Source organism: Paenibacillus kobensis NBRC 15729 (genome assembly GCF_004000825.1).
GTDB lineage: Bacteria > Bacillota > Bacilli > Paenibacillales > Paenibacillaceae > Paenibacillus_T > Paenibacillus_T kobensis.
On the sequence record NZ_BILZ01000040.1, the window covers coordinates 44,927 to 56,924 of the forward strand.

Below are 11,998 nucleotides of genomic sequence, written 5' to 3' on the forward strand. Positions count from 1 at the left end.
AGAGCTGAGCTGTTAGGGGATTACCAGCCGAACGCTCCGATAATGCCGTCGAGCAGTTTGGCTGCGCCCAGACTCCATCGAGCTCGCGTCCGGTCCGGCAGCTCGGCTTTCATATAATTGTTGATATGCTTGTTGTCGAGCACGTTCGTATTCTTCGGATCGACGGCTGCCCATTGAAGCGGAGCGCCGTGGGTGAACTTGAACTGGATGCTCGCGTCTGAACCGTCCCAATTGCGTGTCATCGTCGTGCCGTCTGTGAACTGGAATACGATCGGGATCGAGCCGACGGTACCTCCGAGCTTGCGCACCTGCACGACCGATTCGTACTGTGCCGTACTGTCTTGACTGCGGACCGGCTTGACGGTAATCCGGTCGACGGCGTAGTCGGCCATCTGGCTGCCGTACACATATTGCCGGAAATAATCGCTCCATTTGGTCTTCGTCACCTGTTCGACGACACGTTCGAAATCGGCGGTTGACGGGTGCTTGAACTTGTATTTCTGGAAGTAGGTCCGCAATATTTTTTGCATCGTCCGATCGCCGACCGCTTTCTCAATGCCGACGAGTACGAGCTTGGCGCGCATATATACGTTCTCTGCATAATGATCATGGCTGTGGTACGACCAAGACAGCTGCTTAAGCGGTGCCGGATCGGTCATATAGCTGGATTCGATAGCAAGGTTCGGCATGACGCCGTATTCTGTTTCCATCACTTTGTCCTCGGCGTAGGAAGTAAATCCTTCGTCCAGCCATGCTTCCTCGAACTCGTTCGATGCGACCATGCCGTACCAGTACTGATGTCCGATTTCATGCACAATCGTCCGTTCGAGCGAGTAACCCGGGTTATCGTCCTCGGCGGCGAAGGCGGTGACAAGCGTCGGATATTCCATGCCGCCTGCGCCGTTGCCCCCTTTCGGAGGGACGACGATCGACAGGGTGGAGTAAGGGTACTGCCCGTACCACTGCGCATATTTTACAAGTGCCGACTTGGCGGCGTGCAGGTAACGGTCTTTCATGCCGGCATGAAGCGGGTCGAGGTACAGCTTGATTCGAACGCCCGGAATGCCTGGAGCGGACAACGATTCTTCCTCGTATACAAAATCAGGAGAGGCTGCCCATGCGAAATCGTGTACGTCATCGGCGTAGAACTGATAGCTTTTCCAATCGCCGGCCGTCTGGATCGGCTTCGTCTGGAAGCCGGTGGCGGCTACTTTATACCTCTGCGGTACGGTAATGTTCACGCTGTAGATGCCGAAGTCGCTGTAGAACTCGGAATTGCCGTGGTACTGATGCGCATTCCACCCTTCGGCTGCGCGTCCGCGAGTGCCTGCCGTCTCGTACACGGCCAGCTTCGGAAACCATTGGCCGGCCATAACGAAATCGCCGGCGTAGCCCATTCGGGCAAATACCTCGGGAAGTCCGACCTCGAAGTTCACCTTCAGCGTCACGCTCTTGTTCGGCGGGACAGGCGTCTGAAGGCGAAGCTTGGCCAGCGTGCGGTCATCCGCATTTCCGTCGTCGGGCTGCACGTAATGAAGGCGCGGAAGCAAGCTTTGTCCTTGCTCGGTCAGCAGTTCGGTAATGTTCATGTAGCCGGAGCTGTTCGCGGTGGCGCGGTCCTCCCGAAGCTGTCCGCCCGACTCGCGCATGAACGAGGACTTCGGAGAGTAGAAGGCGTTCGGGTACAGATGCCAGTACAGCTCGGACACCGGCTGCCGTCCGGGATTTGTCCAAGTGACGATCATTTGCCCATTCAACGTGCGGCCTGTCTCATCCAGCTTCACGTCGATATGGTATTCGGACACTCTCTTGCTGAGGGTCTGGGCATCCGGCGTCATAAAGGAGTTCGGCTCGGGACTGCCTTGCGGACTTGCGCCGCTTTGCGGGCTGCCTGGGGTGGAGACGGTGCTGCTGCCAGAGCTGCTTTTTCTGTTCGCGTCTTTGTCCTTGCCTTGATCGGCGTCTGAATGAACGGCACGGTCCGGACTTCCGGCTTCTATGAGCCTGTCGTTCGCATCTACGGCAATGCCCGAGCTGGTGACATGGACCTCATCGGGCGCATAGGCATAGGTATAGTGCGACTTCCAAGCTTCGCCGAACCCTTGGGACGACGTGTAACCGAGCACAGCGGTCAGGAGCAGTGCGACGGCCATTCCTTTGACGTGTCGTGGAGTCATTGAACGATTCCCTCCCGTTGACAAGCATCTAAGGCATGTATATGTTTGCATTTCGCGGATTATTAGCTAAAATGGAATTATTGTGGGCGTAAGCGGACAAACTCACGCGGGGCGCGGTCTCGCAGGCTTGGACCGCCCGTCAGAGGGCTGCGGATTTCAGGTAGAGGCAGGCAATCTGACGCCGTTCCAGCACGTAGGGGGCGTCGGCGCGGCACCGTAAGCGGAAAGGTGTGAACATAGATGGAACAACAAGGTCAAGGCGGATCGGCGGAATCGCCGAAGCCGAAGAAGTCGCTGTCTCTTAACGTGGTCAGCAATAAGGAACACCGCGGTTTCGGAGCGGGTTCGATCGATTTGAGCGCGGTTTCTCCCGTCATTATCGACGGTGCGGAAGCGGTGATCGACGTTGGTGCGATGCACGCGAAGAGCAAGATCGAGAAGGGGATTAAGTTCAGCCCGAATAAGGAAGATGTTCCGAACGGCAGACCATGCTGGATCGTATGGGTAGCGGTGGACCGTAATGAGGAAGGCTCGTTCTACGGAGGAGCAACGGCATGCGAGATGTTGATCGATACCGAGGCACGGCGCGGCTGGAAGCTGCTTGCCGATCATGTTAACCGGCTGGACTACGCGCTTAAGCGCCGGTTCATGCTCGATAACCTCGGACCGGAGCAGAAGGCGGCGCTGAAGAAGCTGCTCGTCGAGCATAATCAGGAATGGTGGGACCGTTCTTCGGACGAGTTGAAGCAAACGCTTGAGGTCTAAACAAAGAGGCGGTTCCAAAGTCATTCGAATGACTTTGGAACCGCCTTTTCTTTGTATGCATCAGGGAGCCTAGCCGCCGTTCCAATCGCGCCGGAGCGTGAACAGATCTGTCAATTCGTCCGTGGACAGCTCCGTAATCCAGCCTTCGGAGCTCGTAATGACGTTATCGCTGAGTTGCTGCTTGCTCTCGAGCATTTCGTCGATTTTCTCCTCCAGCGTGCCGAGGGCGATGAACTTATACACTTGGACGTCGCGTGTCTGGCCCATCCGGTAAGCGCGGTCGGTCGCCTGGTTCTCCACGGCCGGATTCCACCAGCGGTCGAAGTGGAACACATGGTTCGCCGCTGTCAGATTGAGGCCGACGCCGCCTGCCTTAATCGATAGGATGAATACGCTTGGCTGCTCGTCCGCCGGAAGAGTCTGGGATTGGAACTGTTCGATCATGTTGTCCCGCGCCGTCTTGGATGTGCTGCCGTTCAGATAGAGCACCGGCTCTTGCAACTGCTGCTCCAGCACCTGCTTCAGCATAGTGCCCATTCCGATATATTGGGTAAAAATAAGGCAGCGGTCGCCTTCCTCCCGCAGCTCCCTCACCATCTCCAGCAGACGTTCCAGCTTGGACGAACGTGCAATGAGCATGCTCAAGCCGGATTCGCGTTCATCCTCTGCCCGATCGGCAGCGGCCGTGGAGGCGGAGTCAGACGGTTTAGGTTCCGGCTCCGGCAGCGGCTCTCCCGTCAAGAGAACCGGATGGTCGCACAGCTGCTTTAGTTTCGTCAGCGCCGAAAGTATAGCCCCTTTGCGCTCGATGCCTTCGAGCAGCTTGATTTTCTCCATTAGATCACTAACGGTCTGATCATATAGGGCACCTTGCTCCGGCGTCAGATTCACATAGGTTTTCATCTCGTTCTTGTCCGGCAGATCAAGCTGAATGTTCGGATCCTTCTTCTTGCGGCGCAGCATGAACGGCTTGACGAGACGCTGCAGCTCCTGTGTGCGTTCCTCGTCGCGCTCCTTCTCAATCGCATTGGCGAACCGCTGCTGGAACCCCTTGGCACTGCCCAGATAACCCGGATTAACGAAGTCGTAGATGGACCACAGCTCGGACAGCCGGTTCTCGATTGGCGTTCCGGTCAGTGCAATGCGGTGATCGGCAGAGAAGCTGCGTATCGCAGCGGATTGTCTTGTCTGTGCGTTTTTAATATTTTGCGCTTCATCCAAGCAAATAGCGGACCAGCGATAGCGCTGCAGCAGCTCTTGATCGAGTGCGGCAGTCGAGTAGGAAGTGAGCATGACGTCCGCATGAACGGCCTCCTCGAGAAACGCATCGCCGCTTCGGCGTTTGCTCCCATAATGCAGCGTGACGCGCAGTGATGGCGCGAATCGGCTCAATTCCTTCTGCCAGTTGCCAAGTACGGAGGTCGGACAAATGACAAGCGCAGGCATCGGCGGCTGGCCGGATGCGGTCGGAACGGCGGCGGCTGTTTCTTTCGTATGCAGCAAATAAGCGATCAACTGCACCGTTTTGCCGAGTCCCATATCATCTGCCAGACAGCCTCCGAGTCCGAATTGGCGCAAGTAGGCGAGCCAGGCGAAGCCTTCGCGCTGATAGGTCCGAAGCTCGGCGTGGAGTCCGGCCGGCGGCGGCTCGAGCGGCCATTCGGAAGGCTGGCCGAGCCGATTAACCAGCTCGATGAGCTGGGCGTTCAATTCGACTTCGAGCTTGATGCGCTCTTCCCGTTCGGCGCTGCGGTCCGGCGACCCGGCGGCAGAGCTGCCGCCTTGACCTTGGCCTTGACCGCCGATTAGGTGAAGCTGCAGCACGTCCTGGAACGACAGCCCTTGCGATTGATCAATGCCGTCCATGGCCCGCCGGATTTGGGTGAGCAAGCTTGGATCGAGTGCGATCCATTGGCCGCGGAAGCGGACGAGCCGCTCGTTGCGGGTAGCAAGCTCGTTGAACTCTGCTTCTGTAAGATCCGCGTCCCCGATCGCTATGCGCCAATCGAAGTCGACGATTGCATGCAAGCCGAACAACGATTGTCCGGCTCCTCGGGCGCCAGCGGCATCGCGGACTTTGGCCCTCAGCCGCGGCTTCTTCTTGCTGGCGGCTTCCCACCACGCCGGGAGCAGCACTTGCCATCCGGCTTCCATCAGCCGCTGGCTGTCTTTGGTCAAGAATTGCCATGCTGCTTCATCCGGCATCGGAGCGCTGAGGAGATCATCCCGTCCGCCGGCTAACCGTGCAGGCAGCAGGCAGGCGCGCAGACGGTCCAGCCATCCGGCTGACCGTTCTTGGACCGCCGAAGACCATGACGCGGGCCAAGAGCCGAAGGCGCGGCCGTCGTCTGCCATCCGTATCGCCACGAGCAAAGCGGGGTCGAGCTTATCCTGTAATACGAGCTGGATCCGCCAATCCGGATCGGTTTCGTCCGGCTCCAACAATTGCAGCAGAGGACGGAAGGGGGCGGTGTCTGCTTTCCAACCAATTGCGACCAGCCAAGCCCCCTCGTCGAAGCCGGCATTCTGCGGCGTATTGCCGGCGAAGAGAAGCGGGAACTCTTGCCGCAAGTCGGCCGAAGCCGCCTCGGAGCCGTAATGCATCTGGTGGACGGAGGCGGAGAAAGCGGCTTGAAGCCCTTCGGCAAAAGCGTACCTTTCATCCGTCAAAGCGGTGAGAAGCGCTTGTTCATCAGGTTCCAACTCCAACTTATCGGCGTCCCAAGTCCATTGGAGCGGCTTGCCTGCTTTCATCGCGGCGAAGCTTGGCTTGAACCGCCGTTGTTCGATGCAAGCGGCAAGCAATGGGGCGGCCGCGACGATCGGCAGGGCATCGCCTTCCCAGATCCATTCGATATGCTCCAGCAACGGTTGCCCGGCTAAGAACGGAATGACCTGTTCGGCAGGCAGCAGCACCAGTTCGACGTCTTGAATCGACTGGGTGGCCAGCTCGGTGCCATAAAAGGACGGCTCGTGCCATGCGAACAGCCGCTGCTTGATGAACAGCCCGGATACGGGGTCATTCGAAGCCAATGAGCCGTATATCAACGCGTCGCCGTAATTCGTCAGACTGATTTGAAGTTGGATCGTTTCAAGATATTGTTGCTTCATTCGACCAGATTTCCTTTCCGGAGCTCCTCTTGCAGGGCGCGAAGCCGGCTGTGCCGGTCCGCGAAAGCAGTAAGGAACAGCGCCCAGCGCGGTTCCTGCTTCAGCTTCTTATATAGCTTGGCGAGCCGCTTCAGCAGCTTAACGGCTGATTTGTAGCCGTCTCTATTTTTAGCCAGAACGTAACGTTCGACCGCTTGATGGTAGTAGGGCAGAAGAGCCTCCGGCGCGTGCTTCTCAATCGGTGCTAGCTCCGTGACGCGATGCGACAGCGGCTCTACGCCTGTGCTCATCTGATAGTCGATCCACTGCCGCCACTTGCCGTAAGTAAGCAGCGCTTCTTCATAGATGTGCTTTGAAGCCGGCATCATGCCGATCAGCGTCTGCCACATGACGGGCTCGGCTTCCGGCCTATGCTCCACCAGCTTATACCAGCCGGCTATATAGGCAGGGAGTTCAAGCGTCCGATGGACGCTGAGCAGATCGCCGATCTCAACGAGCCATTGCTCCATACGGCTCCAGTCCTGCTCGGACGGGAGGGCGCGCAGGAAGTCGGTCAAATCGGAAGGCAGAATGGCGTTGCCTCTGTTCGCCTCGCGGAGAATGTCCCATGCTTGTTCGTCTTGCGATAAGTAAAAGTGCATCCAGCTGCTTGCAAGCTGAATGGGCAGCCGGGAGCGGGCATCGCCTGTCAAAGGCTGGGCTGCGAGCAGCTTCTCCAGTTCTGCCGTGTAAGGCTCGGCCTCTCTTCGTGCAGGCTTCAGCCAAGTCGACCAGAGCAGCATGTACACGTTCAGAAAAGACCGGAGCATCCCGTGTTCCATCAGCATTTGGCGGCGTACATCGTCGGTAATATCGGCGAGCCGCTGCCGGATGCCAGCCTCTTGTTCGGTGCCGGAAGAAGCTGTGAATGGCGTGCGGCTGCCCAGCAGATCGGAGATCTCTCTTGTTAAAGCCGACAGCGCTTCTTGTGACTGAAAGCTGTAGAAGTAGCCGAGCGCCTGCCATTGCTGTTGGGTTCCGGCGAGCAGCTTCTCAAGTGCGAACAAACGAGCATACAGCTCGTACAGTGCGTCAAGCTCCTCGGAGAGCGGAGGCTTAACCCGCTTAATTGGCGCGAGTATAGATTGTCCGTTCGACAGGCTGCGGGTATCGGTCAGCGATTGCGTACACTGCTCGAACAACTCGCGCCATTCCTTCATCGGAAGCTCCGGGAGCCGTTTAGCTTGAAGCATCAGCTGCTCATGGCGGTTCGGAGCTGCTGCGGCTGAAGCGGGCTGAGTTGTTGAAGGCGTTGAAACGGATGAAACGGATGGAGATGCAGATGATCTTTCGGCAGTTGAAGCCGATGAAACCGTTGAAGCGGATGAAGCAGCGCCAGCCAACTTGGCATTGATGACAGCGGCAGCAGGGCGTCCTCCGCGCTGCGCGTACTGGAGCAGCACTGCCACGATATGTTTGCAATTGCTGCCGACCGGGCATTCGCACCGGCTTGCGGAAAGTTTGTCCGCGTTCAGCTTGACGTTGTAATGATCCGATCCGGCGACTACCGCCATAATCAATTGGTCGTTCAGAGGCGTGTAGGATCGAACTCGGCCTTGCTTGTAGTATTGAAAGCCGCGCGACAGCGTGACATCGTTGTACAGCGAGGCAGCTTGCGCAAGCAGCTGCTGCCAGCTGTTATCGTCTATCGTTGGGGAGAGAGAGCTCATCGTATAATCTCCTAAACGTTCAATAGGATTAATTCATCTTCATTATTATACAATACGAACCGGACAATTGAAGAAAAGCCGGATAGACCGCTCGTCATCATCGAACGGTTTATCCGGCTTTGGGGGTTGTTAAGGCTATAAATCATATACGGCTTAAATTTGCGGCTTAATATTTGTAACGGCGAAGTTCTTCCTGGAGTCTAACTGCCGTAGCGTTCAGAGCTTCGGATGAGGCGAGCACTTCTTCCATGCTGGCGAGCTGCTCCTCTGTCGAAGCGGATACCTCTTGCGTCTTCCCGAGCGTAATCCGGGAATGAACGGATGTCTCCTGTACGGATGAGGCGACTTGCTCCGTCGAGGCGGACAATTGCAGCGATGAGGCTGATACGTCGCCGATCTGCAGCGCGACGTGGCCGATCGCATCCGATATGCCGTCGAACAGCTCGGTTAGCTGGTCCATTGACGCCATGCCGCGGGCGGTCTCTGCAGCGCTACCGCTCATCGCTTCAATAGCTTCGCGAATTCCGTCTGCCGCTTCCGTTACGAGGGCGCCGATCTCGTCAGCAGATTGGCGGGATTGCTCGGATAATTTCTTCACTTCCTGTGCGACGATTGCGAAGCCGCGGCCGTGTTCGCCAGCCCGTGCCGCTTCGATATTGGCATTGAGCGAGAGCAAATTGGTCTGGTTCGCGATCTCCGTCATGACAGAGGCGATCGAACCGATTTGGCCGGACAGTTCGCCGAGCCGGTCGAGCGCCACGGCCGTCTCGTCTGAACGTTTGCGAATCGCGGACATCCGCTTCGATGCATCGGCGACGGCCGCGCGCCCGTTAGCAGCGCTAGCCGCGGCCTGGCTGGCGCTATCCGAGACGGCTCCGGCCGACTCTGCGATCCGTGTAATGCCGTCCGCCATCTCCGCCATCGCTTCCGCATTCTGATCGGAAACGGCCGATTGTTGATCGGCCATCGAGCTGAGCTCTTGAACGGCTTGCGCGATCTGATTGGTCGCCTGCGTCGTCGTGCTTGCCGCCATTTCCATATCGGCGGATGCTGCCGCGAGCTGGCTCACGACGGTATGATTCGAACGAAGCAGGTTAGAGAATGCCTCTGCAGCTCGGTTGAAGGCAGTTCCGACGCCTCGCAGTTCATCCCGTGTTGCCAGTTTAGCCCGCGCGCTCGCGTCGCCTTCGGCGAGCCGGGTTGCCGTCTTCTCGAGCGACAGAATCGTTCCCCGGACATTACGGTAGAAGGCGATGAAGAACATCACGACAAGGAGCAAAATGATGCCTGTCAGAACGAGCATTTGGGTGAGATCGTTCACGGCCCGGTCAATGCGGTGCTGCAGTTGGCGGTCCATCATGGCCGACGTTCCGTCGTACAAGGCTGTTATGCTGCTGATCGCTTCAGTCCCTCGATCGAAGTATTCGTTGCTGTCGATGGACAGCTTGCCGCTCAATATTTCTGTGCTGAGCAAGCTTCCATATTGTTGGACGGCTGCGGCTGCGTCCGTATAGACTTTTTTTAACTCTGTCACCTCATCGTTATAGCCGGCCGCGCTGGTCCAATCCTTCTGCAAGCCGGTAATCGCGTTCTGAATACGGTCATAGTCGAGCATATATTGCTGCTTCTCCGTCGTTTCCAGCTTGCCGCGCAGCAGTGTGCCGGTTGCTTCGCCGCGCGTCTTGCCGACCATCTCGGTCAAAAGAGGCAGACGCTGCACGAGCATGTCCATTAAGTAATAGGTATGCTTCTCCGGATCAAGCGTCAGCCCGGATGAATCAGAGACCGTCACGTTAAAGTTCAACAAGTCGCTAATTAATGTCGTATGCTTCGTGAAGCTGACGGGTGCCGATAGGTTCGTATATTCTTCCTGAAGCATAGCCAGCCGGGTTGCGATACCGCTCCATTCGGATTTGGTACCGAATGATTCGCCATATAAAGTATTTTTCTTGTTAATTTCCTCGATGTAATGCTGCCAATCCTTCTCTAGCTGCTCGAGATCGGCTTTTACACTCGTATCGCCATTCAAGTAGGCATTCGCGAGTCCCCGGTGCTTCTGGACGACGATGAGCAATTGCTCAACGGGCTTTAGGAAGGCGACGCCGTGCTGCTCGTTTTTGCCGATTGTGATCGTCTTCTGGATTTCTGATGTGAGAGAATAGGACATGAAACCGATAGGGATGAGAAATAAGAGCCCGATCAGCATAAACTTTTGATTGTAATTTAAGCGGTTCATGATGTAAAGGAATGGTTTAAGCATAGGAATACCTCCGTATCCGGACTTTTGTGTCAGGTTTACTGACATTGTATTCGATTGGAAACAAAAATCCAATAACTTTTTTGCATAGAATGGAATACGGGAAGGTTGGAGTTAACAAATATGTAACATTTAATGACGAAAAAGAAAGCAGTCTAAGCGATGGGGACCGCTCGGACTGCTCGAATAGTTGGAGAGGAACTCTGTGAGAGGTAATTGGCACATGGTGGAATTAGATGAGAACCATTCCGACACACAAGAGGGCAACTAGCGTGTAAAGGATGCAGGGCAGCGGGTGGCTGCGAACGTTCCGCCAGGAACGGGCCATGGCTCCGCACATGGAGATTGCGGCGGCGACCGTGGCGGCGGCCAGCAGGTCGGTTGCCCATCGCATCGTCAGGCTGCTGGAGCCGCCGAGTCCGGCGTGTCCGGCGTGTCCGCTCAACAGGGAGGAGGCGGATCCGTTGTCCGGCGATGTAGCGGCGTTCAGCCCGAGCCAAGCGGCGAGCAGCGGCAGGGCAAGCAAATGCACAGCATGTGCTGCCAGTACGAGTACCGCGCCGCCGACCGGCCCGACACGGCGGACCTTACTCATCCAGCGGAGGGCAGCAGGCGATGCATCCGGCAAGGTGGACGATAGGGCTGCATTGGCCGCGGAAGCGGACATTATCTGCTCAGTTGAGCATGAGTCGATTGATGAGACGGCAAAGGCGTCTACGTGCGGATGAGGCCGCGAGTGTTGTGGGGGTTGCGGGATCTGTGAAATTGAAGACGGTATGCCGATGGTTGGGGCGACTGGAAGATGAAGCGTTGGATGCGGCGCGGATCCATCGCCAGCGACTTTGACGTGACAAGCAGACGGCCGATCGGACATGCGCTCACTCTCCCGATGCAAGATGGAACAGTATATGAGCGGCTGCAGGTCCAATATGTGACGAGTGAGAGTAACCGAGCAGCGGGAGTTGTTGAGTAAGAGGCAACGGCGGGGGAAGAGAAGGCGGGGCGAATAGGGGCAGTTAGGCGTGAATAAGGGTGTGAAATAAGGTACGGATAGGGTGGGAGAAGGGCGTGAATAGAGGGGTGGGAAGTGCGATAAGGTCCCTGCCACGTTATTAATATTTGACGGGGTTAATAGGTAGTGAGGTTGATTGTATTTCATGCAATGAAGAACAACCCATCCAAAGCTCGGTTCGATGCTCGATGTATTCTATACAATGGGAAAAAGGCAAACGAAGCGACTTGGGATAGTTTTGCCCCTATTGGCGGGTTGTTCATTGTATAAAATACAACGGAATCCGGTCTGAGGGACGAATCGGGCCGGATTGGTTGTATGAAATGCAATGAAGCAGCGGGGAGATGACGAGAACAATACCGTCAACCGCCAACCACAAGCCGTCAACCAGCAATCAACAACCGCCGGCCGTGAGCCAACCCGAGATGTTTGCTGACGGCTTGGCGCTGATGCGTAAGCGATGCGGTCAATTATTCCCGGCGGCGCGGAGCAACCGGAACAGCTCGCGCGCCGTGCGTCGGAGCCCTTCAAGGGCGACGTCCGGCTGCATGGCCTGCTCGAGCGTCATCGGACCGGGCGCGATCGGGAACGCGGCCGTAATGCCGAGCGGGCTGAGCGCCGCGGCGTCGGCTGCGAGCTCGCCGGCGAGGGCGATGACGGGGATGCCGCGTCTGCGTGCGGCATCCGCGACGGCGAGCGGCGCTTTGCCGCGTGCCGTCTGGCCGTCGAGCCTGCCCTCGCCGGTTACGACGAAGTCGCAGCCGTCCAGCAACCGCTCGAAGCCGGCTGCCTCCAGCACAAGCGGGGCGCCAGGCCGCAGCGCGGCGCCGAGCAGGCCGGCGAAAGCGGCGCCAAGGCCGCCGGCAGCGCCAGCGCCTGCGATGCGCTGCACATCGTGGCCAAGCTGCTCGCGAACGGCATCCGCGAAGCGGACAAGCCCGCGGTCAAGCTGTTGAACCTCGGCGGG

The 11,998-nt window shown here is 57.4% G+C and carries 8 protein-coding genes; 3 read left to right on the plus strand and 5 right to left on the minus strand.

What is annotated here, in order from left to right; genetic code table 11:
* Nucleotides 1–20: 20 nt before the first annotated feature.
* Nucleotides 21–2,177, minus strand: coding sequence for a M1 family metallopeptidase (locus PKO01S_RS20205; RefSeq protein WP_127533253.1), 2,157 nt, complete (start codon nt 2,175–2,177; stop codon nt 21–23).
* Between the two features lie 240 nt (nt 2,178–2,417).
* On the opposite strand from PKO01S_RS20205, the gene PKO01S_RS20210 reads away from it, so the two are divergent.
* Nucleotides 2,418–2,942, plus strand: a complete 525-nt coding sequence (locus PKO01S_RS20210) for a YwhD family protein (RefSeq protein WP_127533254.1) — start codon at nt 2,418–2,420, stop codon at nt 2,940–2,942.
* Nucleotides 2,943–3,011: 69 nt separating this feature from the next.
* Here PKO01S_RS20210 and PKO01S_RS20215 read toward each other — a convergent pair whose 3' ends face one another.
* From PKO01S_RS20215 to PKO01S_RS20225, 3 genes are all read right to left on the minus strand, one after another.
* Entirely contained in the window at nt 3,012–6,053 is a 3,042-nt protein-coding gene (locus PKO01S_RS20215) for a DEAD/DEAH box helicase (RefSeq protein WP_127533255.1), read from the minus strand.
* Nucleotides 6,050–7,762 (minus strand): SWIM zinc finger family protein, encoded by a 1,713-nt coding sequence (locus PKO01S_RS20220; RefSeq protein ID WP_127533256.1) that lies wholly within the window; start codon nt 7,760–7,762, stop codon nt 6,050–6,052. The genes PKO01S_RS20215 and PKO01S_RS20220 overlap by 4 nt, the downstream gene beginning before the upstream one ends.
* A gap of 166 nt (nt 7,763–7,928) precedes the next feature.
* Nucleotides 7,929–10,022 (minus strand): methyl-accepting chemotaxis protein, encoded by a 2,094-nt coding sequence (locus PKO01S_RS20225; protein WP_164779686.1) that lies wholly within the window; start codon nt 10,020–10,022, stop codon nt 7,929–7,931.
* A 323-nt stretch (nt 10,023–10,345) separates the two neighbouring features.
* Between PKO01S_RS20225 and PKO01S_RS20230 the strand changes: the two genes are divergently transcribed.
* Both PKO01S_RS20230 and PKO01S_RS28895 read left to right on the plus strand, forming a co-directional pair.
* Nucleotides 10,346–10,747, plus strand: coding sequence for a hypothetical protein (locus PKO01S_RS20230; RefSeq protein ID WP_127533258.1), 402 nt, complete (start codon nt 10,346–10,348; stop codon nt 10,745–10,747).
* Between the two features lie 74 nt (nt 10,748–10,821).
* The gene (locus PKO01S_RS28895) at nt 10,822–10,992 is read left to right on the plus strand and encodes a hypothetical protein (RefSeq protein WP_164779687.1); all 171 of its coding nucleotides are present in this window, start codon (nt 10,822–10,824) and stop codon (nt 10,990–10,992) included.
* Nucleotides 10,993–11,497: 505 nt separating this feature from the next.
* Here the strand turns inward: PKO01S_RS28895 and PKO01S_RS20235 are convergent.
* On the minus strand, nt 11,498–11,998 hold a 501-nt coding region (locus PKO01S_RS20235), incomplete at its 5' end, for a glycerate kinase (RefSeq protein ID WP_164779688.1).

Bases quoted from the DNA above. Each gene is read 5' to 3' on its own strand.
- PKO01S_RS20220 (WP_127533256.1), bottom strand. From the start codon at position 7,762: ATGAGCTCTCTCTCCCCAACGATAGACGATAACAGCTGGCAGCAGCTG.
- PKO01S_RS20230 (WP_127533258.1), top strand. From the start codon at position 10,346: ATGGCTCCGCACATGGAGATTGCGGCGGCGACCGTGGCGGCGGCCAGC.
- PKO01S_RS20205 (WP_127533253.1), bottom strand. From the start codon at position 2,177: ATGACTCCACGACACGTCAAAGGAATGGCCGTCGCACTGCTCCTGACC.
- PKO01S_RS20225 (WP_164779686.1), bottom strand. From the start codon at position 10,022: ATGCTTAAACCATTCCTTTACATCATGAACCGCTTAAATTACAATCAA.
- PKO01S_RS20210 (WP_127533254.1), top strand. From the start codon at position 2,418: ATGGAACAACAAGGTCAAGGCGGATCGGCGGAATCGCCGAAGCCGAAG.
- PKO01S_RS28895 (WP_164779687.1), top strand. From the start codon at position 10,822: ATGAAGCGTTGGATGCGGCGCGGATCCATCGCCAGCGACTTTGACGTG.
- PKO01S_RS20215 (WP_127533255.1), bottom strand. From the start codon at position 6,053: ATGAAGCAACAATATCTTGAAACGATCCAACTTCAAATCAGTCTGACG.